Genomic DNA, 25,767 nt, shown 5'->3' with positions numbered 1-25,767 from the left:
TAAGAATAGGCTTATTTTTTTAGTATTGAATCTGCAGATGAGTGACTTAATCAGAATAGCACATCATGAAAAGTTTATTTTTAAATAATATAGATGAGAATTCTTAAAATAAGTAAATATAAGAGGGATATTTCGATTGAAAGAATATATTTTGAATTTAGAGCAAGAATTTTTTTTAATAGAGAATGGTTTTAAAGAGGAAGAAAATAGAGCTTTTACCGATTATAAATCTAATGATAAGGATGTAGCAAAGAAACTAGCGTTTCTAGCATATAAATCTAATGTATATCAAGTAAGAATGTACGGTGTATTTCTTTTTGGGTACCTATCAGCAGATGAAGAAATTTTGATGTTTATGAGAGATGAAATTTCTAAAGATGATAATTGGAGAGTTCAAGAAGTATTAGCAAAGGCGTTTGATCAATTTTGCCATAAAATAGGCTATGACAATGCGCTTCCAGTTATTGATGATTGGTTAAAAAGTATTAATCCCAATACAAGGAGAGCAGTTATAGAGGGTTTGAGAATATGGACAAATAGACCATATTTTAAAGAAAATCCAAATGAAGCTATTGAAAGAATTGCCGGCTTAAAAAGGGATACAAGTGAGTATGTTAGAAAATCGGTTGGAAATGCTTTAAGAGATATTAGTAAGAAGTTCCCAGAATTAGTGAAAGTTGAACTCGATAACTGGCATTTAGACAGTAAGGAAATCAAGCAAGTGTATAAATTGGCAAGCAAGCTGATTGTGTGAAGATTTTTAATATATCAACAACATAGCTGACGCTTTTACGTCAGCTAAATGAGTTGGAATATCTTTTAGATACCTATTTCACAAATTTTGCTAAATCCGGTTTGAAGTAGTTTGCGCCTTTTTTGATTTTACCATTTTCGTCAAAAGTGGCTTTACCGTTTTCGAATTTTGACCAGTTGGAGTTATTCACTTCTGCAAAAGCTGAGTAAAAATCGAAACCAGCCATATAAGCAACTCCAGTAGCGGTAACAACTTGATCGGCAAGAGAATCTAAGACTTCAATTTTATGTTCATGGGAGAGCTGAGCGAGGTGATCCATTTGCTGTTTTTGTTTATAACTGTTCGCGAGGACTTCAAGATTATGTGCCATTTCCGAATGGCCTAATGCATCAAGCATTTCGACTACTTCTTCAAAATGACAACCAATTTGCGTACAGAGATCTTTTAATTCAGGATTAGGTTTTGCTTCTTTAAACCAGTCTAAAGTGCGTTGTAATTCATTTTGTTTATCCATTTGGTACTCCTTAAGTTGTTAGTAATTGTATTAATCGAATAGGGTAACCCAATTTTTATCCCGATAAGCAGAGAAGCACATCTTAATTTGTGCTTCATTATTTTTCTCCGTAGCTAATTTAGGTAAATTATCTTCTGAAAAATAGGCAGATTCGGTAGTTTCAATATTTTGCTTAAATTGTCCGCCAATGACCGAACAAAGTACAAAAATTTTACAAATACCATAGGCATAAAGCGGTAAGTTATGTTTAGCACGATCTTGTACTGCGATAATCCTATCAGCAGTAACATCTAAACCGGCTTCTTCTTTTACTTCCTTGATGGTATTTTCTTTAATTGAGGTATTCACATCAACCCAGCCACCAGGTAAAGACCAATCGCCATTATTTTCACGAACTAGCAGAATTTTGTCATCTTGAAAAATAGCTGCTCTAGTATCGAGTTTAGGTGTTTGATAACCAGTTTCGTTACAAAATAGATCGGTAACTTTGGCAAAAGAGAGATCGGTATGTTGGGCAATAATTTCTGCGGCAATTTCTCTAATTCTTTGATATCGCTCGAGATCGTAATTATCTTTCCCATAAGCAAGTCCTGCTTGTGCTAGGCTTTGTAATTCTATTGCCCAATTTAACCATTTTTCTTTTGTCTGCATGTTATCCACCTACTTTCAGAAGAGAATATCTATTGATACTCGTTTATTATCGATAAGTTATCAATTCAATTTCAGTTAAATAGATTTTAGATTGTGTCGGTTTAGTTTCCGCAATCACTTTACCATTACGAATAGAGTAGCGAGTTGGTACTTGACGACGTACCGCATCAAAGCCATTTTCTGCCGGTAAAATAACGAGATTTGCTGTATTACCTTCGTGAATACCATAGTCTTTAATTGCTAATGTTTTTGCGCTATTACTAGTTACTAAGTCTAAGCCGTTATTGATTTGTCCATAGCCCATTAATTGACAGACATGCAAGCCCATATGCAATACTTGCAGCATATTGGCAGTGCCTAATGGATACCAAGGATCGAACACATCATCGTGTCCAAAACAAACATTAATACCACTTTCTAATAACTCTTTTACACGTGTAATACCGCGACGTTTTGGATAGGTATCAAAACGTCCTTGCAGATGAATATTAACGAGTGGGTTGGCAACGAAATTAATGCCAGACATCTTTAATAAGCGGAATAAGCGAGAAGCATATGCGCCATTGTAAGAGTGCATTGCCGTAGTATGGCTGGCGGTAACTTGATCGCCCATTTCATATTTCAAGGCAAGCGCTGCCACAGTTTCAACAAAACGAGATTGTTCATCGTCAATTTCATCGCAATGAATATCCAGTTGCTTTTGATAACGACGTGCAACATCAAAGGCAATATGCATTGATTGCACACCATATTCACGCGTAAATTCAAAATGCGGAATACCACCGACGACATCGGCGCCCATTTCCATCGCTTGTTCTAGTAATTTTTCCCCATTTGGGTAAGAGAGAATACCTTCTTGCGGGAAAGCAACAATTTGTAAATCGACCCAAGGCGCAACCTCTTGTTTTACCTCTAGCATTGCTTTCAATGCAGTTAATGTTGGATCAGAAACATCAACATGGGTGCGCACAAATTGAATCCCATTGGCAATTTGCCACTTTAAGGTTTTCCAAGCACGTTGTTTTACATCGTCATGGCTTAACATTGATTTGCGTTCTGCCCAACGCTCGATACCTTCAAATAAAGTTCCTGATTGATTCCAATTTGGTTGTCCCGCAGTTTGCGTTGCATCTAAATGAATATGTGGTTCAATAAATGGCGGATAAACAATTCCTTGTTCCGCATCAAGTACTGTTTCATTGGTGGTTAATTCAAGATCATTTGTCGCAATTTTACTAATTTTTCCATTTTCAATGAGTAATTGCCATAGCCCTTCACGACCTGGTAAATGTGCATTTTTAATTAACATAGATGATATTCTCCTTTAAGCAAATTTCTTGCGTAATAACGGATTTAAAATGAGATAAGCAACAGCACCGCTAATTACCGCATTTACAGGAATAATACCTGGTAAGAATTTCCCACAAGCAACACCTACACCAACGGCAACGATAGCTGCCCAGTTAATATTAACGAAATGTGCTTGTTCAAAGTTTGCATAAGAGTGGCGGCGGGTTAAATAGTCAGCAATCAGAATACCACCAATTGGTGGAATGGCTGCAGATAAGAAAGTGAGCCAGCCAACAAAGTTATTGTATAACCATAAGGCGCAGAGTGTACCAACGATACCGTTAATGACAGAAAGGATACGGCTGCTAACGCCAGTGATATTCGCGAAGCCTAAACCAGAGGCATACAATGCGTTATCGTTAGTTGTCCAAATGTTTAACCCTAAAACGATAATCGCTGGCAGTAATAAACCTTGCGCGACCATTACATCAGAAATATCTGCCATTCCTTTTACTGCTGCACCTGCTGCGCCAAAGATAAACATTAATGAGTTACCTAAGAAGAATGCGATCATTGTTACTAAAACGGCATATTTTGCTTTTTTACCGAAACGTACAAAGTCAGCAGTTAAAGTTCCCGCGCTAATAAAGGAACCGACTACTAAGGTAATTGCAACTGAAAGGGAGATCGGTTCTTTCGGTTGTAATTGTTGTAAAGTCGCTAAGCCGCCAGCATCATTAATAGCAAGATAAACGGAATAGCCGCCTAAAATAGCAATCGCTGGCACAGCAATAACAGAAAGTGCGGTAAGTGCAGAAATACCGAAAAAGACGGTAATGGTCATTAAAGCACCAGAGAGTAAAATTAAAAGATTGACATCAATACCAGTAAATTTATTCACTGGAATAGCGAACATTGCCACTCCAACACCAAACCAACCAACTTGCGTTCCACCAAGTAGTGCAGAAGGCAACCATGATCCTTTTACGCCAAATGAATAACGCGCCAGAATATGAGTTGTCAATCCGGTTTTTGCACCGATATAGCCAAGAAATGAGGTGTAGATTCCTAGCATTAAGTTACCGACAATAACGGCGAGAAAAAAATCGTTGTAAGTTAATGAGGTACCTAGCGTTCCGCCAGTCCACATACTGGCAGAGAAAAAAGTAAGCCCCAACATTACAAATGTCAGGGCTATCATTCCTTTACGTTCAGATTCTGGTACAGGCTTTAGGCTGTAGTTATCAGCAGACATAGAGATTACTCCTTAGTTTTATGATGTGTGTTTAATAAAAATAAATGCGCGCTTATTATAGAGATAACTGGCTAAGAATGAAACGTGGTTAGATCAGTAAATAAGAAATTTGAAAAGCCGAGATTGGATAGTTATTATCAAAGCAAACAACAGCATACCAAGGAGAAGAAGATGAGTACGGAACCGAGTACAGAACAAGGTAATGTGATAATTCGGGTAGCAACGCTGAATGATGCACCACAGATTTTAGCAATCTATGCACCTTATGTAGAAAAAACCGCAATTACTTTTGAATATGAAGTACCTACTTTGGCAGAATTTGAACAGAGAATGAGTAAAACTCTAACCAAATATCCATACATTGTTGCAGAACAAGCAGGGGAAATTTTGGGTTATGCCTATACTAGTGCGTTTGTTGGGCGTGCCGCTTATGATTGGGCAGTTGAAACAACCATTTATTTAAAAGCGAATCAAACGAAAACAGGTTTAGGGAAAAAGTTATACACTGCATTAGAACGTATTTGCAAAGCACAGAATATTTTTAATTTAAATGCTTGTATTGGCTATCCAGAACAAGAAGATGAGTTTTTAACCAAAAATAGTGCAAATTTTCATGCTCATTTAGGTTATCGTTTCGTTGGTGAATTTCGTAAATGCGGTTATAAATTTGGGCGTTGGTACAATATGGTGTGGATGGAAAAATTTATTGCGGAACATCCAGAACGCCCTGAGCCAGTTATTTGGTTTCCTGCATTGGATACTAACTTGTTGATTGAACTAGGTATTAAAGCTAAGTAGATATCATTGAAATGTAAATTGCCTCACATTTTTTTCTAATTGATTTTCTTATACTGCGTTCCTTATTTCTAAAGTCAATAAAATGGAGATTTATTATGAAGAAATTTCATAAATTAACTGTTGTTGCGGTTTCGTTATTTGCAACTTGGAATGTTTATGCAGCGACTCAAGCAGTGGAAGTTGTTCAGCCGCAAGTGGAATATCAGCAATTAGTGAATCAACGTCAAGTGGTTGATGATCTGTTAGCACAAGCAGTGGAAATTCAAAAATCGCCAGCGCGGGTTTCTGATGCGGGATTTACTGCAAAATTACCAAGCAATATGGAGAGAATTGCCGATATTCTTCTGACTGCTCATCAATTAGAACCATATCGTATTGATTTTGTATTAGGTGCAGCTAATGCCAATATTTATAACGGTAATGTGGATAAAGCGATTGAGTTATATCAAAAAGCGTTAGAAGTTGCGCCAGATGATGTAAAAACCAATATGTATCTAGCTAGCTGGTATCGTTACAAAGGTGCAGAAGCAGACAGCCAAAAATATTTACAACATTTGGAAAAGATTGCACCAGAAAAAGCGGCTACTTTAAAACAAATGTTTGCCACTATTGATAAAGTAGCAAAAGCACCGATTGTTGATAAATCTGATACTAAATTAACTAATCATGATGCCATTATTACTTTAGGCTATGCGTTAAATCCAGATGGCAGTATGCACGACATTTTAATTCAACGTTTACAAAAAACATTGGAATTAGCGAAACAAAATCCTGATGCTTTAATTATCGTAACGGGCGGTGTACCGAAAAATAATCAAACTGAAGGCAATTTAATGAAAAAATGGTTAGTAGAACAAGGTGTTAATGCTAATCGTATTTTTGCAGATAACTATGCGCGTTCTACAGTAGAAAATGCGTTATTCTCTCGTTATGCTTTGGCGCATCATAAGATTAAACATGCTGTATTAATCAGTTCAGGTAGCCATGTGCGTCGTGGGCAAACTTTATTTGAATTAGCAACAAAAGAGTCAGGTCCGCAAGGTATCACATTTGAAACTGTTGCTGCATTAGATAAACCGCTTGATCAATTACAAAAAATCACTGCCAAAGATTTGCTTGGTATTTATCGTGATAGCTTAATTGTGATTGGTTTACCAATGTTTAATAGCGGTGTCTTACGTGATTAATTGTTAGTTATACTGTTGATACTGGCTAGCTCTTGTCTAGCCAGTTGTTTTTTATGAGGAGGAAAAATAATAGATTTATTTTGCTACTCACTATAAATTTTTCGCCAAGCCCATCGTTGATCGATTTGTTTAGCAATTTCAGTTACAAGTCGTTTAGGAATACCGAGGTGTAAGGCTTCTTGGCGAAAAATCAGAGTTTGCTGATAAATTTCTTCTAATATTTGCCATAACGGTTTAGTAGATGTAAAACCCGTTAATTGAGCAAATTTTGGTAACGTATGATATGGGTGTTTCCCATTACCAGCAAAAGCGGTCATATGTTCTTGATATGGAGAAGGGCTGTAAACAATGTCATAAAAAGGAGAAAGTTTCCAATTATTGTCATCATCCATTAAGAAGGCAAAATTTTTTGCATGATCATCTTGGTTGAGGGTTAAAAAGTTGAACAAAGCTCGTTTGATTAAGTTTTGTCCTTCTTTAATACCACATAAAATTCGCGTTGCTTTTAACAACTCTAGATAATCCAAAGAAGGTTCTCTAAATGATGCATCCAATAATCCAGCAGCTGAGATCATATGTAATTTGCCATTATCAGTACGATCAAAACGCTGTTGTTGTAGCCAAAAATGATCAGTATCTACTTGAAAGAGTTGGAATTTTGGTACGTCTAATATATTGTTGCAATGGGAATTTTTTGGAAGTGAGTTTAATAATAAATTGAGTCCCTTTTTGTTTAGTATCAGTAGTAAATAGACCATTTTGTAGCTGTGTTACATTTAATTTAGGTCTGGCTCCACCAGAACCACTAGCTTGTACTAATTGAGCTAAGATATCCGTTTCTGTACCCTCAAATTCTTGAATTGCATTTTTGCCTAATGTGATGAAATCAATAGTTTCTGCTTCATTTATGTCAACTAGGGGAAGAGCGGGTTCATAAGATAATGAACCAGCACCTTGTTGAGAAAGATAAGCTAACCGTTCTAGAGCGGTAATTTGTTTTGGATCATAACCATTTTGTCGGAAAATGCGATCCATAAGATAAAGCCCCCAGCCATCAGGTAAACTGTCAGCAAATAAACCATGTAAACCAAAATGGGGTAGAGAAGGCGCTTTTTGTAATGATGTATCGGCAGCAAGATTAAATGGGGCGAGTGAATCTGAAAAACGTGCAAGATATTCAGATGTATATTGAAAGAATGTACCTTGTTTATTTTCGGCTAGTTTTCCTACCTCTATTTGCTCTCCATTAGAGAGTTCGCGTTTGACAATAAGTGGTACTTTTAGCATAACTTTTCCTTTTCTATTATTGATTTTTTAGTACATCTTCAATGGTTTGTGGCGCAGGTGATTGAGGTTTTAATGCAAGACGTAATGCCTGTAGATCACCTAATATCTCAACGAGCATTAAAAATTGGCGCAGTGATATTTCACCGGTACGTTCAAATTTTCGTAATGTGCCGTAAGGTACACCAGACCGTTCAGCGAGCGAGCTTAACGTCATCTTTTTTTGCTTTCTTGCTTGTTTTATGAATTGTTTTAATTCTATTTGTAAATCAACAGCAGTATAGAGTGAAAGTTTCATCAACCATCCTTAGCAGAGGCTATACCTTTAATATTGGTTTTAGTTATAACATTAAGAATGTCATTATTATAACATTTTTGTCTAAATTTACTCTATTTTTGTCATTATTGTGACAGTTTTTATAGATATAAAAATATATAGGACATTGTTAAGACAGTATGTATAGATAATCTATGGAAAGGTATAACCTAGAATGAGATTGGTCATACTTGTTCTTTACCAAAGCCAGGTTGTGAGGGTTTGTCCTAAAAAATAAGCAAAATATAAAAAATATTGTGGGCGAGATCATATCTTTAGCATCTAGCGATAGGTTTTCTACCAAAAAAAGAGTATAAATAAGCTATTCGTTTAGTGGAAAAACCAATAATACGCAAACGATTGGTAAATAGGATTTCCGCTTGTAGTTAGCGATAATGTTGTACTTATTTTGGAGAATCTCATGGATTCGATAGTAAACTCCTCTCGGAATGGACAATTGTCTGATAGAGCCCTATTGGAGAAGCAGGCTGAAGCAATAGGAATAGCGCCTTTTTATTACAGTTTAGAAGGTGAACGTATTCAAGTTGATGACACTGTTTTACAAACCTTGCTTGAGTGGCTCAAATTAAATCCTCAAAATACTAATAATTCCTTTAAAAATATTTTTGTTCTACATAGTGAAAATGTTACTCGCCTTGATTGGGCAAAATTAAATTTTGCCGCAGATGAAAATCCGCAACAATTGCTAAATGAACAAAATCAGATTCTTGAAAATAGCTGGCGACTTGAAACCGGGCAATACCTTGAATTTATGCCATTGCCGATGGGATATTATCGTTTAATTACCAATTATGCACAGTACAAATTGTTGGTTGCACCAGCGAAAACTTATCAATCACCATTATTAGCCGATGAACGTAAAGTTAGTGGTCTTAATTTGCAATTATATAGTTTACGTTCAAAAAACAATTGGGGTATTGGTGATCTTGGCGATTTACAACAGCTAGCCAAAGAGTTTGCGCGTGATGGTATTGATTTTATTGGTATTAATCCTTTACATGCCTTATTTCCAGCACATCCAGAATGGGCGAGTCCATATAGTCCATCTTCACGTCGTTGGTTAAACCCTATCTATTTGGCTGTCGATTTATTACCTGAAATGGCTGAAACTGCAGCGGCTAAATGGCGCCATAGTCCAGAAACAGAAACGTTATTACAACAGTTGCGGGAAACAGCCTGGGTGGATTATTCGCAAGTGTGGCAAGTAAAACTAGACGGCTTACGTGTCGCTTATCAAGTATTTAAACGTGAGGGGCGTTTAGCTTACCGTCGCAAAGCTTTTGCACAATTTGTTGCCGAACAAGGCGAACCATTGTATTTACATGGTGTTTTTGAAGCGCTTGATCGTGCTTTTATCCAAGAAGCAGAGGATGAAGATAATCTAGCAGGTTGGCTAGCATGGGATAAAGCTTATCAAGATCCATATAGCGAAGCAGTGCGTGAGTTTGCAGCAGAACATAGTAAGCAAATTGAGTTTTATATGTGGTTGCAATGGCTAATGCGTGATCAACTTGATGCAGTGCAATTAACTTGTGAACAGGTTGGCGTTAAGCTTGGTTTATATGGTGATTTAGCAGTAGGTGTTGCGAGAGGTGGTTCTGATACTTGGTGTCATCGCGAAGCATTTTGTATGCAAGCGTCAGTAGGTGCACCACCTGATGAGCTTGGCCCAGCCGGGCAAAACTGGCAATTACCGCCACTACATCCGCAATATTTACGTGCAGAAGGGTATGAAACCTTAATCAAATTATGGCGCGCCAATATGCAAAATTATGGCGTATTGCGTATTGATCATGTGATGGCGTTGTATCGTTTATGGTGGATTACACAAGGTACTAGTGCTGCACAAGGCGCTTATGTACATTATCCAATTGAAGAGTTAATTGCAGTGTTGGCAATCGAAAGCCAACGTAATCGCTGTTTAATTATCGGCGAAGATTTAGGAATTGTACCGCCAGAGGTCAGACAATGGTTAGATCAATATGGTATTTATTCCTATGCAGTTATCTATTTCAGCAAGACATATGACGGTTATTTGTTACCGGAACATTATAAGGCGAATGCGATCGCGGTAATTAGCACTCACGATGTCGCACCATTACATGGTTTTTGGCAAGCGACTGATTTACATACGATGTATCAATTGGGCGTATTACAAGAAACGCAATATCAACGTGCTTTACAACAACGCAGCGAAGATAAGCTGCGCTTTGTGCAAACGCTAAAACAGGCAAAGTTATTAACCTCATTACCACAAGATTTACAACTTACTGATGAATTGAATATCGCGATTCATCAATTGGGTGCAACCAGCCGCAGTCAATTATTTGCCATTCAGCCAGAAAATTTATTGGGGATTGAAGCTTCGTTTAATATTCCGGGAGTGTCGCGGGCATATCCAAATTGGCGTTATCGTCTGCCAGTATCATTATTAGATGATGAAGTGTGCCAAAGATTGCACCAATATTATCGGCAAATTATTTCTGCACGTCAGAACTTGGCTGTTGATGCTATCGCAGAATGTTATCAAGACAATCTTAAACTTATTCTATTAGGGGACAATATGATTACCGTCGATTATAAACAAATCGATCAGTTGTTTAATGCCGTACATGGCGATCCATTTTCATTCTTAGGCCCACATAAAACCGAACAGGGTTTAGTGATTCGAGCATTGTTACCAGATGCAAAACAGGTGTCCATCTATAATCGGCAAAAAAATCACTGTTTAGCCGAAATGCAACGTGTTGATGAACGAGGTTTCTTTGTGGCGTTATTGCCGCGAGCGACAGCGGATCTGCACTATTTGTTTAAGATTGAATATGAAAATAGTACAACAGCAATTTATCAAGAAGATCCTTATCGTTTCCCATCTTGTCTATTTGATATGGATAATTGGTTGCTTAGAGAAGGAACACATCAACGTCCGTATGAAGCGTTAGGTGCACATTTGACAGAGAACAGCTATGTGCCTGGGGTGAATTTTAGTGTATGGGCGCCAAATGCACGTCGTATTTCTGTGGTGGGTGATTTTAACCAATGGGATGGTCGTCGTCATGTGATGCGTTTACATCGCGAAAGTGGTATTTGGGAAATTTTTATTCCGCATATTGATGAAGGCAGTCTATATAAATTTGAAATTCTTGATGCAAATGGAGCAGTGCGTTTGAAATCTGACCCTTATGCGTTTGGTACACAATTGCGTCCAGAAACAGCATCTGTTGTCACAAAATTGCCACCAAAACAACCGTATAATCCAGATAGAGCAAAAGCAAATGCGGTTGATGCGCCAATTAGTATTTATGAAGTACATCTAGGATCGTGGCGCCGCAATTTGGAAAATAATTATTGGCTGACCTATGAACAATTGGCCGACGAATTAATTGATTACGTTAAAGAGATGGGATTCACCCATATTGAATTATTACCATTGTCAGAATTTCCATTTGACGGCTCTTGGGGATATCAACCGTTAGGGCTTTATGCACCAACACGTCGTTTTGGTGATGCTAAAGGATTATGTTATTTCCTTGAGAAAGCGCATAAAGCAGGGATTTATGTCTTGCTTGATTGGGTTGTTGGCCATTTCCCAACTGATGAATATGGCTTAGCTAAATTTGATGGTACAGCGTTATATGAACATGCAGATCCACGTGAAGGCTATCATCAAGATTGGAACACTTTGATTTATAACTTTGGTCGTAATGAAGTGCGTAATTACCTCACTGGCAATGCTTTATATTGGATTGAACGTTACGGCTTTGATGGCTTACGTGTCGATGCAGTGGCATCAATGATCTATCGTGATTATAGCCGTTCAGATGGTGAGTGGATTCCAAACCAATATGGTGGACGTGAAAATTTAGAGGCGATTAATTTCTTACAACGGACTAATGCGTTATTACAAAATGAACAACGCGGCGTATTGTCAGTGGCGGAAGAGAGTACCTCGTTTGCAGGCGTTAGTCATCCGACTGAGGATGGTGGCTTAGGCTTCCAATTCAAATGGAATATGGGTTGGATGAATGACACTTTACGTTATATGAAACTCGATCCAATTTATCGTAAATACCATCATAATTTGCTCACTTTTGGCATGATGTATCAATACAGTGAAAACTTTGTGTTACCACTTTCTCACGATGAGGTGGTTCATGGTAAAGGTTCGCTTTTAACCAAAATGCCTGGAGATTGCTGGCAAAAATTCGCTAATTTGCGGGTGTATTATGGTTATATGTGGGGTTTCCCAGGGAAGAAATTATTGTTTATGGGAAATGAATTTGCTCAAGGACGCGAATGGAATTACCAAGAAAGTTTGGATTGGTATTTACTTAATGAAGAACATGGCGGTTGGCATAACGGTGTACAAAAATGGGTTCGTGATTTGAACCATATGTATCAACGCTATCCAGCTTTATGGCAACAAGATCAACAGCCAAATGGTTTTGAGTGGTTGGTAGTTGATGATGCTGATCAATCGGTATTGGTGTTTGCGCGTTATGCGAAAAATGGGGAAACTTTGGTCGTGGTTTGTAATTTTACCCCTGAAGTTCGACATAATTACCGTTTTGGCGTTAATAAAGGCGGTTTCTATCGCGAAATTTTAAATTCAGATGATCCTAGTTATAAAGGTAGCGGTATCCATAATTCAGGTGGTATTTGGAGCGATAAGATTGCCAGCCATGGTAAAAAATATTCATTGAGCGTACAGGTTCCGCCACTTGGTGCAGTTTATTTTGTTTTAGAAAATGAGATTGTAGAAGAGAAAGAGCCTGCAATTGAAGAAACCAATAAACAAGAACAATCACAGGTTGATAAAACAACTAAACAGAAAGTAGCCAAAACAACAACTGCGAAGAAAACAACAAGCAAAAACAGTAAAACTACCACAACGAAGAAAGTAACAAGTGTGGCTAAAAATAGTAAAACAAAAAATAACGCGAAAAAGTGACTTGGTTTAAGAGGGAACGTTATTAATGCGGGAAACATTCATTGGTTATAGCTATCCATTAGGTTACAGCAAGGCAGTATATCAAGGAAAAGAAGGTTTTAATTTTGTACTTGCTGCACCTCACGCAACGCATGCGTGGCTTTGTTTATTTGATGAAAATCAACAAGAAACACGTTATGCAATGTATCGTAACCATGACTGTTTTACCCTCTTTGTCACCAATATTGCCATTGGGCAAAAATATGGTTTTCGTGTTGATGGTGGTAAGGAACCGCCAAATTGTTACAACGTGACGAAGTTATTACTTGATCCATATAGTCGATTAATTGTTGATATACCTGAATTTAAAACCACACAGCAATTAATGCCGTTTTTATGGTTCAATCAACAAGATAATGGGTTATTGGCACCAAAGAGTGTCGTTGTTGATACCGCTTTTGACTGGGAAGATGATAAACCGCTTAGAACGCCTTGGTCACAAACGGTAATTTATGAATTACATGTTAAAGGTTTTTCTCAATTGAATGAGAAATTACCACGCAAATTGCGCGGGACTTTTGCGGGATTAGCCGCAGCTGAAAATGTAGCTTATTTACAAAGTTTAGGTGTAACAGCCGTCGAATTATTGCCAATTATGCTACATTTAGATGAGCCGCGTTTGCAGCAAATGGGGAAAATGAATTATTGGGGCTACAATGTTTTGTCACATTGCGCGCCAGATCAAAGATTTTCTACCTCAGAAGAGGTATTATTAGAACTGAAATCACTGATTAAGACTTTACATAAAGCAGGCATTGAAGTGATTTTGGATGTGGTGTTTAACCATACCGCAGAGAATGATATTGGCGGGCCAACGTTTTGCCAACGCGGCATTGATAATCAGCTTTATTATTGGCATGACCAGCACCAACATTATTTGAATTGGACGGGATGCGGTAATAGCTTGAATTTATCAGAACCACGAGTTTTGCAATGGGTGATGGATTGTTTGCGCTATTGGGTGGAAGATTTTCATATTGACGGTTTTCGTTTTGATTTAGCACCGTTATTAGGAAGAACACCGGAATTTAAACAGAATGCAGCGCTCTTTTTAGCGATGGCGCAAGATCCAGTATTAGCACCTTGCAAGATGATCGCCGAACCTTGGGATATTGGAGATGGCGGTTATCAATTAAGTGGTTTTCCACACTTTTTTAGTGAATGGAATGATCGTTTTCGTGGTGATATGCGGCAATTTTGGCTGAATGATAGTCAAGAATTGGGAGCATTAGCGTTACGTTTTGCTGGTAGTGCCGATCTATTCCAATATAAAGGTCGAGCAGCGCGCAGTTCGATTAATTTTGTGACTGCGCATGACGGATTTAATTTACAGGATTTAGTGAGTTATAACCAAAAACATAATCATAATAATGGTGAAGATAACCGAGATGGTGATAACCATAATTTTTCCTTTAACCATGGTGAAGAAGGAGAAAGTACAAATCCTGAAATTATTAAACAACGTTTATTGAGTAAAAAAGCGTTGTTAGCAACACAACTATTGGCGTTAGGAACACCAATGTTATTGGCTGGTGACGAAATTGGTCATAGCCAGCAAGGCAATAATAATTGCTATTGCCAAGATAATGAATTGACTTGGTTGAATTGGCAACAAGCTGATGATTCATTACAACAGTATGTAGCAGAGCTTATTACCTTACGTAAAGAAATGGCGTCTGCGGGTGTTTATGATGATTGGTGGAATACTGAAAATGCACAGTGGTTCCGCGCAGATGGACAACCAATGCAGACACAAGATTGGCATCAAGGACGAACCTTAATGTTGTTATTACAAGGAAAGTATTTACTACTTTTTAATGCCAACCGTACAGCACAAACTTTTCTATTACCAGAAGGGCATTGGCAAAAACGGTTTGGCGAAGGGCTTGAGCTACAGCAATCGCAAGCGATTGTTGCACAACTCGGTATTGTAATCTTAACGCAGTCACTGTCTTAACATAGATATTACAGGAGAATATTATGAGCGCAGCAACCAAAATTAATCCTATTCCAACTCGGGAAAGTATAGCGAATGATACGTTAGTGCTTATCCTAGCGGGTGGTAGAGGTTCTCGTTTACATGAAATGACGGATCGTCGTGCAAAACCAGCAGTTTACTTTGGTGGCGCACATCGTATTATTGATTTTGCTTTGTCGAATTGTTTAAATTCTGGTCTATTAAAAATTGGAGTAATTACGCAATACGAGGCACATTCATTATTACGTCATTTACAACATGGATGGTCTTTCTTACCGCGTGAACGTGGACATTTTGTCGATATGCTTCCTGCGCGTCAACAATTAAATGATTCTACCTGGTATCGTGGTACTGCGGATGCAGTATGGCAAAACGTGCCAATTATGAAAGATCACTATCGTCCAAAATATGTGTTAATTCTTGCCGGTGACCATATCTATAAAATGGATTACATGCGTATGATCGAAGATCATATCGAGTTTGGTGGTAAAGCGACCGTTGGCTGTATTGAAGTGCCAAAAGAAGATGCGAAAGCATTTGGTGTAATGGCGGTTAATGACAAACTTAAAGTAGAAGCGTTTGTGGAAAAACCATCTGATCCACCAACAATGCCAGACAAACCAAATTCTTCTTTAGCCTCAATGGGAATTTATGTATTCGATGCAGATTATCTTTATGAAATTCTCGAAAGAGAAGCAAGCTACGAAAATACTTCTCATGACTTTGGTAAAGATATTATCCCAGCAATGGTAGAAGAAGGTTTGCTCTATGCACACCCATTTGAACGTTCAAGTAAAGGTAGAAATACACAAGGCTTAATTTATTGGCGTGATGTTGGTACCTTAGAAAGTTATTGGGCAGCGAATATTGACCTTGTCAGTGAAAAACCACAATTAAATATGTTCGATCAATCTTGGCCGATTCGTACTGTACCTAAACAAACTTTACCGACAAAATTCTTCTACAAGCATCCGCATAAACAAACTATTGATAATTCATTGATTGGCGGTAGTGGTGTTATCATTGATGCGGAAATTAGTAATTCAGTGCTATTTGATCATGTTCGTGTTGAAGAGGGATCAAAAATTGAATATGCGGTGATTTTGCCACAAGTGAAAATTGGTAAGAATTGTGTATTACGCCGTTGTATTATCGATCGTAACTGTAAGATTCCAGACGGTATGCAAATTGGGGTTGATTTAGATGTTGATCGCCAACGCTTTAGAATCAGCAGTCAAGGTAATATTGTATTAGTTACCGAACCAATGTTAGAAAAATTATTAGCAAAACAACAGCAAGAAGAAGATACAGCTGCAGTAAGTGAATAAATTTACTTTTAAGCTCGTATAATCAATATTGATATCCACTTTTTCGGGAGATCAACAACGGGAAAGTGGATATTTCATCATTAAAAAGTAAGGATTAAATTTTACAATGAAAGTACTTCATATCTGTTCTGAACTCTATCCTTTGATCAAAACTGGCGGATTAGCTGATGTAATGGGTGCATTACCATTTGCTCAGCAAGCAGAGGGAATGGATGTCAGAGTAGTGTTACCTATGTATCCAGCAGTAGCAGAGAAGCTGCAACATGAACATTCACTGCATCTATTTACTTTTGCTGGACATATTGAAATTCGTCATGCTGAATATCAAGGAATTGGTATCTATTTAATTAATGCGCCACATCTATTCAATCGTCAAGGTAATCCATATCACAACGAATATTATCAAGATTATGCCGATAATTATTTACGCTTTGCTATTCTTGGTTGGACAGGTGCAGCATTAGCTGCCGGTGCAGATACTTGGTGGGGCGCTGCTGATGTATTGCATATGCACGATTGGCAAGCTGGTTTAGCTGGCGCTTATGCGGTGGCTTGGAATTTACCGGTTAAAAAAATCTTCACTATTCATAATTTAGCCTACGCAGGTTTATTTGATGCACGCCATATGGCAGATTTGCAATTACCGCATCATTTTTTCCACGTTGATGGCTTAGAATTTTATGGACAAATTTCTTACCTCAAAGCAGGACTTTATTATGCTGATGAAATTACAGCTGTAAGTCCAACATATGCACGAGAAATTACTGATCCAGCAATGGCGTATGGCTTTGAAGGTTTATTACAAACAAGAGCAGCAGAACAACGTTTACATGGCATTTTGAATGGGGTTGATGAGCAAGTGTGGAATCCTGCCACTGATACTAATATTGCCAAAACCTATAAAGTCGGCAAAATGCAAGGTAAGAAAAAAGATAAAGAGGAGTTACAAGCGGAATTTGGCTTAGTACAAAATGCAGAAGCACCATTATTGGTGATGGTAACTCGCTTAGTAGAACAAAAAGGTGCTGATTTAGTGATTGCTGCTGCTGAAGCAATGGTGAAAAAAGGTATCCAATTAGCTGTTTTAGGTTCGGGCGCACCACATTTTGAAGAGAGCTTACGTCATTTAGCAGCGACTTATCCACAGCAAATTGGGGTAAAAATTACTTATAATGAAGCGTTATCACATCGTATGGTTGCTGGCGGCGACGTTATTTTAGTACCAAGCCGTTTTGAGCCTTGTGGGTTAACACAATTATATGGTTTGAAATATGGTACATTACCATTAGTGCGTGCTACCGGAGGACTTGCAGATACTGTGGTGGATACAACCCCAGAAACGCAAAAAGAGAAGAGTGCAACAGGATTTGTGTTCTTGCATGCTGATGTAAATGGCTTCCTTTATGCGATAGATAAAATGTTAGAAATTTGGCAAAAACCGCGTCAATGGAGCTTGATCAGATCAACAGCAATGCAACAAGATTTTAGCTGGCAAAAAGCAGCAAAAAGTTATTTAGCGTTGTATAACAAATAGCCGGCGCATTGTTATTTTCTAAAATAGTGTGTGTAAGTTATTTTACATACACTATTTATTTTTTGTGTGTTTTGTCTTTTGTGTGAATAAGTTTTTTAAAATCATAATCTTACGGTTGGAGAAAATCTTCTGATTATTATGAAATAATGAATATTTATGCGATTTTCGTGTAAATAGTGTGCGTTTTTCATTGAAAAAATCGCCAAAATAACATAGGATACCCGCCGCAAAATTTTCCATTTTTAAGTTGGAGATCAGAAATGCCATCAAATAAAATTAAATTTTCCTATAATGCACCTGCCAGAGATGTTGAATCCCTTAAAGCAACCATTGTTTCAAAACTTATCTATAATTTATGCTGTGAACCATCAGAAGCAAAATTAACTAACTGGTTAAATGCAGCGCTTTATACAGTGCGTGATTTAAGTGCACAATCACGTTTACATACTCGTCGTGCGATTAAACATGAAAAATCACGTCGCGTTTACTATCTTTCTATGGAATTCTTAATGGGACGTGCGTTTAGTAATGCACTGATTGCTGAGAATGTCTATGAAGCGATGAAACAAGCCTTTACTGAACTTGGTTTAGATTTTGATGCTATTCTTAATCAGGAAGAAGATCCAGGTTTAGGAAATGGTGGTTTAGGTCGTCTTGCGGCGTGTTTTTTAGATAGTTTAGCCACTTTACGTATCCCGGCTACCGGTTATGGCATTCGCTATGATTACGGTATGTTTAAGCAAGAAATTGAAAATGGCCGTCAAGTGGAAAAACCAGATGGTTGGTTAGCGCAAAATATCGCTTGGGAATACAACCGTCCGAGTAAGAAAATTCCAATTCGTTTTGGTGGACAAATTTATTATGAAAATAATAAGTGTATTTGGAAACCATCAGATGAAGTGGTGGCATTAGGTTACGATCAACTGATTCCTGGTTATGATAATGATATTTCGAATACATTACGTCTATGGTCAGCACAATCTAGTGATGCCTTTAGTTTAAATGATTTTAACCGCGGTGATTATTTTGCGGCAATGGAGAAACAAAATTTCTCTGAAAACGTATCACGTGTGTTATATCCAGATGATTCAACTACTGCGGGACGTGAATTACGTTTACGCCAGGAACATTTCTTAACTTCTGCTTCAGTACAAGACATTTTACGTCGTCATCTTGATATTTTTGATAATTTAGACAATTTAGCAGATAAAGTCGCAATCCATTTAAATGATACGCACCCAGTATTGGCAATCCCTGAATTAATGCGTTTATTAATTGATGAACATGGTTATGAATGGACACAAGCGTGGGAAATGTGTTGTAAGATCTTCTCTTACACTAACCATACCTTAATGAGTGAAGCATTAGAAACTTGGCCAATTGAAATGCTTGGCACTATTTTGCCGCGTCATTTACAAATTATCTTAGAAATCAATGAATATTTCTTAAATGGTTTACGTGCTCAAGGTTATGGTGAAGATCTTATCCGTCGTGTGTCTATTATCGATGAAGATAATGGTCGTCGTGTGCGTATGGCGTGGTTAGCGGTTATTGGTTCTTATAAGATCAATGGTGTGGCAAAAATTCACTCTGATTTGATGGTGAAATCAATCTTTGCTGATTTTGCGAACATTTATCCAGATCGCTTTACTAATGTGACTAACGGTGTAACACCGCGTCGTTGGTTGGCAATCGCCAATCCGGGCTTATCTGCATTAATTGACAGTCGTATTGGCAAAGGTTGGCGTAAAGATTTAGAAGAGCTTAGCAAATTAAATCAATTTGTTGATGATGAAAGCTTCTTGCAAGATTTCCAACGTGTGAAATTTGCTAATAAACAACGTTTAGCGGATTACATTAAAACTAACCTTGGCATTGAGGTGAATCCACACGCGCTATTTGACGTACAGGTGAAACGTATTCACGAATATAAACGCCAATTATTGAATGTATTACACATTATTTATCGTTATAACCAAATCTTGCAAAACCCAGATGCGGATTGGACACCACGTGTATTCATCTTTGCTGGAAAAGCAGCAAGTGCTTACCATACAGCGAAAAAAATCATCAATTTAATTAATGATGTAGCGAATGTTATCAATAATGATGGCCGTATTCGTGATTTAATTAAAGTGGTATTTATCCCTAACTATGGTGTAAGTCTTGCGCAAATTATTATTCCTGCTGCTGATTTATCCGAACAAATTTCATTAGCAGGTACAGAAGCGTCAGGTACCAGCAATATGAAATTTGCTCTTAATGGAGCATTAACTGTGGGTACTTTAGATGGTGCGAATGTAGAAATCTTGAATATGGTAGGACAAGAAAATGTCTTTATTTTCGGTAATACCGTTGAACAAGTGGAAGCATTGCGTGCGAAAGGTTATTCACCGTTTGAGTTCTTTGAAAAAGATCCACAATTACACGAAATTGTGCAACAAATTACTTCTGGTCGTTTCTCACCACAAGATGTAATGCGTTATCAAAATGAATTAAATCTGTTCAGTGATTACTACCAAGTAATGGCCGATTTCCGTTCTTATGTGGAAATTCAAAAACAAGTTGATCAGCATTATCGTAATCCACAAGTGTGGGCGAAATCAGCATTAATCAATACTGCGAATATGGGTTATTTCTCATCTGACCGTTCGATTATTGATTATGCAGAAAATATCTGGAAAGTAGGGCCGTTATTAAGCTATGACAAAGAGGTTTATGAAGCGGAAAACTGCGTGTTTGAAGATGAACTTCCAGAGAAAATTTAACTTTGATTAAAATATGGTAGGAGAAGGCAGTGTATTAACACTGCCTTTTTTATGCATCATTATGCAGTTGGGCTTTCATTAGTTTGTCTTAATAAACGGCTAGAAATTGTACCAGCTGTCATCGCACCGTTCACATTGAGTGCAGTACGTCCCATATCAATTAATGGTTCAATAGAAATTAATAAACCGACTAAGGTTAATGGTAATCCCATTGTTGATAATACAATAATCGCTGCAAAGGTTGCTCCGCCGCCAACACCTGCAATCCCAAATGAAGAGATAGTGACAACAAGCACTAAAGTAGCAAGAAAATGAATAGAAGTTGGATCAATGCCCACAGTTGGCGCAACCATCACTGCTAACATTGCCGGATAAATCCCTGCGCAACCATTTTGTCCAATGGTTGCCCCAAAAGAGGCAGAGAAGTTAGCAATCGCACTAGAAACACCTAATTTGTTGATTTGTGTTTCAATATTTAATGGAATGGTGGCGGCGCTAGAACGTGAGGTGAAGGCAAAAAGTAGCGTTGGAGAAACTTTTTGATAATAACTAAGTGGATTGACCTTAACCAATGTCAGTAATAAGCCATGAACAATAAACATCAAAATAATGGCTAAATAAGAGGCAACTACAAAACCGGCTAAATTCAAAATATCGGTTAAACTTGAAGTTGCTACAACCTTAGTCATTAACGCTAACACACCGTAAGGAGTAAGGCGAATGACAACACGCACTAAACTCATCACTAATTTATTTAAGGTATCAACGCCTTGGGCAATGCGTTCTGATAACGCTTGATCTTTTTTGCGAATACTTAAAATCGCAACACCTAAAAAAGCTGAAAAAATTACCACACTAATAATAGATGTCGGATTTGCCCCTGTTAACTCGGCAAATGGATTTTTCGGAATAAACGAAAGGATCATACTTGGAATGGTTAAACCATCAAGTTGCGCCGCGCGCCCTAATACTTTCTCATTAGCCGCGATTTCGCGTGCACCAGAAGTTAAACCTTCTGCAGAAAGATGGAATAGATTGGTCATCGCAATCCCGATAATCGCTGAAATTGCAGTAGTAATTAAGAGAATGGAAAGTACGCTAAAACTGATTTTACCGAGTGAGCTAGCATCATGTAACCGAGAAATCGCGGAAAGGATAGAAACTAACACTAAAGGCATTACGATCATTTGTAATAAACGGACATAACCGTTGCCGACAATGTTGATCCAATTAATGGTTTCAGCTAAGACCGGAGAGTCAATTTGATAGATTAGCTGTAACACACCGCCAAAGATAACCCCGATAATTAACCCCACTAGCACTGTACGGGAAAGATTATCCGAGCGTTTAAAATAAGCTTTGATCAGCCATAATAGACCGATAAAGACAATGAGATTAATGATAGTACTTAACATTATATAATTACTCCTAAGTTTTCGAATGAATTAGCGCTTAATGTAAAGGTTTTTTAAATTATAACAACCATTATTTTTAATATTTTTGTTACATTGGCTAATAAAAATAAGGCGTTTGGGGATATGACTAATGAAATGGTTTCACTACAATTCCATTCTATTGGTGTAGTGAAAACTAGAATGGAATTGATTTATTGGAAAATAAGGACATTAGGATGAAATTATTCTTTTCTGCTTTTTCCTTTAATTACTTTCATCATTTCTGTAATCATTGGCCGCAGCTCTTTAAAGAGCGGATTATCGCGATGTTCCATAACGACTTCTGTCATCAATTTTAAACCTACAGCAAACCGTTGTGCCATTTCTGGTGTAAATCCTTCTCGTTGTTGGGTTAATTCAATAATCCGAAAAATATTGTCGTGGTTAGGGGCATTAAATTGAATTTGTTGATTGACTGCATTCCCTTCATGATCAGCGAGATAATCTACGGTAATTTGATATTGATGTTGTTTCATCATGTTCTCCTTTAATAAAAAATAAATATTTGCATAGTAATAGAAAGTATTTTTGCCTTTTTATGATCCTGCAATGTTCACAAGATCGCAATCTTTTTAAATTAAATTTTGCCAAAAAAATTGCTTGATTTAATTGGAAAAATCTATGCAAGTGATTTTGTAATCGCTAGCGTAAATTTTCTAGCATCGCTTTGGAATGCGCAGTATGCTAGTTGCGCTCAAACTGGATTGAGTGCGTTGCCAAGTTAAGTGAGGATAGTATGAAATATGTAAAATTAGGCAATACAGAAATTGAAGTATCAAGAATTTGTGTAGGTTGTATGTCTTATGGAAAACCATCGGAAGATTTCCATTTATGGACATTGGATCAAGAACAAACGACGGCGATGATTAAACAAGCGTTAGAGTGCGGCGTTAATTTTTTTGATACTGCAAATTGCTATTCACATGGTACTAGTGAAGAGTATCTAGGGAAAGCGTTAAAACAATTAGGTGTTGCTAGAGAGAAAGTCGTCTTGGCATCCAAAGTCTTTTACAATGAAGGTGCGTTATCACGAGCTGCGATTAATCGCGAGATTGATGGATCTTTACAACGGCTTGGTACGGATTATCTCGATCTTTATCAAATCCATCGTTTTGATTACAACACACCGATTGAAGAAACAATGGAAACCTTACATCAGCTAATTGTTGCTGGAAAAGTCAGAGCAATTGGTGCATCTGCGATGTACGGTTATCAATTTCATAATATGCAGATTGCTGCAGAGAAGAATGGTTGGACATTATTTTCTACCTTACAAAATCACCATAATTTGATTTATCGGGAAGATGAGAGAGAGTTGATTCCTGTTGCTGATCAATATGGTGTTTCCAGAATTCCATATTCACCACTAGCTGGAGGGCATCTTGCTCGTGCCAATTGGGGAAGTGATTCTAAACGCTGGGCATTAGATAAAGGCTTAAAAGGAAAATATGATAAAACTAAAGAGAGCGATTTAGCAATTGTTGCAAGAGTGGCGGAGTTAGCAGAACGTTATGGTGTTTCAATGACAGAAATTGCGCTAGCGTGGCATTTTAAACGTGGTGCTGCTGCACCAATTGTTGGGGCAACTAAAACTCACCATTTTCTTGACGCGGTAAAAGCAGTAGATTTCGACTTGAGTGATGAAGATGCAACTTATTTAGAAGAACTTTATGTACCTCATGCTTTAGCGAGTGTAATTCCAGTGCCAAGGAAAAAATAATTGATGAATTTTTCTATTCTTTATCAGACAGAAGATTTTGTCATTATCGATAAACCACAAGGCGTGAGTGTTCATAAAGATGATGCTGAGATTGGCTTAACAACATTAGTTACAAAGCAATTACAAGTATCGCAGGTTTGGTTGGTACACCGACTGGATAAAAGTACTTCAGGATTACTGTTATTAGCTTTAAATCGAGAAGCGGCAGCGGAGTTATCAACATTATTTGCTGAACATCAAATTCAAAAAATCTATTTAGCATTAGCACGAGAAAAACCAAAGAAAAAGCAAGGGTTAATTCGTGGTGATATGGTGCGGACACGTCGTGGTATGTGGAAATTAACGCCTACACAAACACAACCGGCAATTACACGTTTTTATTCTGTTAGTTGTGAAAGTAAATTGCGCCTATTTGTATTAAAACCACAAACTGGTAAAACACATCAATTACGAGTGGCAATGAAAAGCCTAGGTAGTCCAATTTTGGGTGACCCATTATATGGCGATAAAACAGAAAGGGTTGATCGTTGTTATTTGCACGCTGCGGTATTAGCTTTTACTTTTCGAGGCCGTTTTTTTCAGTGTGTATCTGCACCAAAAGAGGGGCATTTCAGTGATGATTCAGTAAAAGAGCAAATTGCTTCGGTGCTTGTACAAGAAATTGCAGAAATGCGAGAATAAAGCGTGATTTTTGAAGCGGTTAGTATTATCATTACAGCACTTTTAACCAAATTTGAACCAGTTTAAATATGAGCAAGTTGTTTTTTAGTTTTCGATTTTTTAACTCTTAGTTTCTAAGAGGCGATTGGTTTAACTAAAAATTCTTGCCAAAATTAAACTGACAAGCCTCCCTAATTATGGAGGCTTTTTTTATGACCATTTTTAAACGTTTTATCAAATATCAGAAACATAGAGGAAAGGTATGCAAAACCTAGAACAGATCACAGCTGAAGCCTTAGCGGCAATTGCAGCAGCTCAAGATGGCAAAGCGTTAGAAGCCATTCGTGTTGAGTACTTCGGTAAAAAAGGACCTTACACTTTATTAATGCAAGGTTTACGCGATGTGCCAGCAGACGAACGTCCAGCTATGGGTGCTAAAATTAATGAAGCTAAACAAGCAGCACAATCAGCATTAAATGCACGAAAAGCGGGATTAGAAGAAGCAGAACTCAATGCGAAATTAGCTAAAGAACGTATTGATGTGAGCTTACCAGGACGCAAATTGGAAAATGGTGGATTACATCCAGTAACCTTAACCATTGAACGTGTAGTGAAATTTTTCTCTGAATTAGGCTTTGCAGTGGAAACTGGACCGGAAATTGAGACCGATCACTATAATTTTGATGCGTTAAATATTCCAGCGCACCACCCAGCACGAGCTGATCACGATACCTTCTGGTTTGATGCAGAGCGTTTATTACGTACTCAAACATCTGGCGTACAAATTCGTACTATGGAAAAACAACGTCCGCCAATTCGTATTATTGCGCCGGGACGTGTTTATCGTAACGATTACGATCAAACTCACACCCCAATGTTCCATCAAATCGAATTATTATTTGTAGATAAAAAAGCAAATTTCACCGAATTAAAAGGTTTATTACACGATTTCTTACGTAATTTCTTTGAAGAAGATCTACAAGTACGTTTCCGTCCATCATATTTCCCATTTACTGAACCATCAGCAGAAGTGGATGTGATGCGTAAAAATGGTAAATGGCTAGAAGTATTAGGTTGCGGTATGGTGCATCCGAATGTATTGCGCAATGTTGGTATTGATCCAAATGAATATTCTGGTTTTGCGGTAGGAATGGGTGTAGAACGTTTAACAATGCTTCGTTACAACGTGACAGATTTACGTGCATTCTTTGAAAATGATCTTCGTTTCTTAAAACAATTTAACTAATTTGCAGGGGAGAGAATTT

The 25,767-nt window shown here is 37.6% G+C and carries 20 protein-coding genes and 1 pseudogene; 12 read left to right on the top strand and 9 right to left on the bottom strand.

Going from position 1 to position 25,767, the window contains the following annotated elements:
* Positions 1-136: 136 nt before the first annotated feature.
* Positions 137-754 (top strand): DNA alkylation repair protein, encoded by a 618-nt coding sequence (locus NYR30_RS05565; protein ID WP_302502262.1) that lies wholly within the window; start codon positions 137-139, stop codon positions 752-754.
* A gap of 73 nt (positions 755-827) precedes the next feature.
* Here the strand turns inward: NYR30_RS05565 and NYR30_RS05560 are convergent, their stop codons facing one another.
* Genes NYR30_RS05560 through codB form a run of 4 tightly spaced genes read right to left on the bottom strand, consistent with a single transcriptional unit; the run spans position 828 to position 4,464 of the window.
* A complete protein-coding gene (locus NYR30_RS05560; RefSeq protein WP_302502260.1) occupies positions 828-1,268 on the bottom strand; it encodes a nucleoside triphosphate pyrophosphohydrolase family protein in 441 nt (146 codons plus the stop codon).
* A gap of 30 nt (positions 1,269-1,298) precedes the next feature.
* A complete protein-coding gene (locus NYR30_RS05555) occupies positions 1,299-1,919 on the bottom strand; it encodes an NUDIX hydrolase N-terminal domain-containing protein (RefSeq protein ID WP_302502259.1) in 621 nt (206 codons plus the stop codon).
* Between the two features lie 46 nt (positions 1,920-1,965).
* A complete protein-coding gene (locus NYR30_RS05550; protein WP_302502258.1) occupies positions 1,966-3,228 on the bottom strand; it encodes a cytosine deaminase in 1,263 nt (420 codons plus the stop codon).
* 15 nt (positions 3,229-3,243) lie between these two features.
* A complete protein-coding gene (gene codB, locus NYR30_RS05545) occupies positions 3,244-4,464 on the bottom strand; it encodes a cytosine permease (RefSeq protein WP_302502257.1) in 1,221 nt (406 codons plus the stop codon).
* A gap of 171 nt (positions 4,465-4,635) precedes the next feature.
* On the opposite strand from codB, the gene NYR30_RS05540 reads away from it, so the two are divergent.
* Both NYR30_RS05540 and NYR30_RS05535 read left to right on the top strand, forming a co-directional pair.
* Positions 4,636-5,262, top strand: coding sequence for a GNAT family N-acetyltransferase (locus NYR30_RS05540; RefSeq protein WP_302502256.1), 627 nt, complete (start codon positions 4,636-4,638; stop codon positions 5,260-5,262).
* A gap of 95 nt (positions 5,263-5,357) precedes the next feature.
* The gene (locus NYR30_RS05535; protein WP_066104379.1) at positions 5,358-6,449 is read left to right on the top strand and encodes an ElyC/SanA/YdcF family protein; all 1,092 of its coding nucleotides are present in this window, start codon (positions 5,358-5,360) and stop codon (positions 6,447-6,449) included.
* 83 nt (positions 6,450-6,532) lie between these two features.
* On the opposite strand, the gene NYR30_RS05530 is transcribed toward NYR30_RS05535, so the two are convergent.
* From NYR30_RS05530 to NYR30_RS05520, 3 genes are read right to left on the bottom strand one after another with little or no spacing between them, the layout of a single operon-like run.
* Positions 6,533-7,123 (bottom strand): type II toxin-antitoxin system HipA family toxin, encoded by a 591-nt coding sequence (locus NYR30_RS05530; RefSeq protein ID WP_302502454.1) that lies wholly within the window; start codon positions 7,121-7,123, stop codon positions 6,533-6,535.
* Positions 7,080-7,736 carry a HipA N-terminal domain-containing protein gene (locus NYR30_RS05525; protein ID WP_302502255.1) on the bottom strand — a complete coding sequence of 219 codons (657 nt, stop codon included), beginning with the start codon at positions 7,734-7,736 and terminating at the stop codon, positions 7,080-7,082. Before NYR30_RS05525 ends, NYR30_RS05530 begins: the two co-directional genes overlap by 44 nt.
* A 16-nt stretch (positions 7,737-7,752) precedes the next feature.
* On the bottom strand, positions 7,753-8,031 hold the full coding sequence (locus NYR30_RS05520) for a helix-turn-helix domain-containing protein (protein ID WP_066104368.1): 279 nt from the start codon (positions 8,029-8,031) through the stop codon (positions 7,753-7,755).
* A gap of 439 nt (positions 8,032-8,470) precedes the next feature.
* On the opposite strand from NYR30_RS05520, the pseudogene malQ reads away from it, so the two are divergent.
* The 6 genes and pseudogenes from malQ to NYR30_RS05490 all read left to right on the top strand — a co-directional run.
* Positions 8,471-10,486: pseudogene (gene malQ, locus NYR30_RS05515) on the top strand (4-alpha-glucanotransferase); the annotation flags it as partial.
* 147 nt (positions 10,487-10,633) lie between these two features.
* A complete protein-coding gene (gene glgB / locus NYR30_RS05510) occupies positions 10,634-13,021 on the top strand; it encodes a 1,4-alpha-glucan branching protein GlgB (protein ID WP_302502453.1) in 2,388 nt (795 codons plus the stop codon).
* Between the two features lie 25 nt (positions 13,022-13,046).
* Positions 13,047-15,017 carry a glycogen debranching protein GlgX gene (glgX, locus tag NYR30_RS05505; RefSeq protein WP_302502244.1) on the top strand — a complete coding sequence of 657 codons (1,971 nt, stop codon included), beginning with the start codon at positions 13,047-13,049 and terminating at the stop codon, positions 15,015-15,017.
* Positions 15,018-15,040: 23 nt separating this feature from the next.
* Complete coding sequence (gene glgC / locus NYR30_RS05500; protein WP_302502243.1) at positions 15,041-16,366, top strand: glucose-1-phosphate adenylyltransferase; 1,326 nt, start codon at positions 15,041-15,043, stop codon at positions 16,364-16,366.
* A 106-nt stretch (positions 16,367-16,472) separates the two neighbouring features.
* Positions 16,473-17,900: a glycogen synthase GlgA gene (glgA, locus tag NYR30_RS05495; protein WP_302502242.1), complete on the top strand. Its 1,428-nt coding sequence runs from the start codon at positions 16,473-16,475 to the stop codon at positions 17,898-17,900.
* Positions 17,901-18,160: 260 nt separating this feature from the next.
* A complete protein-coding gene (locus tag NYR30_RS05490; protein WP_302502241.1) occupies positions 18,161-20,668 on the top strand; it encodes a glycogen/starch/alpha-glucan phosphorylase in 2,508 nt (835 codons plus the stop codon).
* Between the two features lie 59 nt (positions 20,669-20,727).
* Here the strand turns inward: NYR30_RS05490 and NYR30_RS05485 are convergent, their stop codons facing one another.
* Together NYR30_RS05485 and NYR30_RS05480 are read right to left on the bottom strand one after the other, a co-directional pair.
* Positions 20,728-22,083 carry an L-cystine transporter gene (locus NYR30_RS05485; RefSeq protein WP_066112802.1) on the bottom strand — a complete coding sequence of 452 codons (1,356 nt, stop codon included), beginning with the start codon at positions 22,081-22,083 and terminating at the stop codon, positions 20,728-20,730.
* Positions 22,084-22,304: 221 nt separating this feature from the next.
* A complete protein-coding gene (locus NYR30_RS05480) occupies positions 22,305-22,601 on the bottom strand; it encodes a DUF3861 domain-containing protein (RefSeq protein ID WP_231923819.1) in 297 nt (98 codons plus the stop codon).
* Between the two features lie 257 nt (positions 22,602-22,858).
* Between NYR30_RS05480 and NYR30_RS05475 the strand changes: the two genes are divergently transcribed.
* The 3 genes from NYR30_RS05475 (at position 22,859) to pheS (ending at position 25,748) form a co-directional block, all read left to right on the top strand.
* Positions 22,859-23,842: an aldo/keto reductase gene (locus NYR30_RS05475; protein WP_066112800.1), complete on the top strand. Its 984-nt coding sequence runs from the start codon at positions 22,859-22,861 to the stop codon at positions 23,840-23,842.
* A gap of 3 nt (positions 23,843-23,845) precedes the next feature.
* On the top strand, positions 23,846-24,523 hold the full coding sequence (locus tag NYR30_RS05470; protein WP_066112799.1) for a TIGR01621 family pseudouridine synthase: 678 nt from the start codon (positions 23,846-23,848) through the stop codon (positions 24,521-24,523).
* Between the two features lie 241 nt (positions 24,524-24,764).
* Complete coding sequence (gene pheS, locus NYR30_RS05465) at positions 24,765-25,748, top strand: phenylalanine--tRNA ligase subunit alpha (protein WP_302502235.1); 984 nt, start codon at positions 24,765-24,767, stop codon at positions 25,746-25,748.
* Positions 25,749-25,767: the final 19 nt, after the last annotated feature.

It is taken from the genome of Gallibacterium salpingitidis (genome assembly GCF_030517105.1).
Classification (GTDB): domain Bacteria; phylum Pseudomonadota; class Gammaproteobacteria; order Enterobacterales; family Pasteurellaceae; genus Gallibacterium; species Gallibacterium salpingitidis.
The sequence above is the reverse complement of the archived record's forward strand: the minus strand, read 5'-3'. Positions and strand labels throughout refer to the sequence as shown.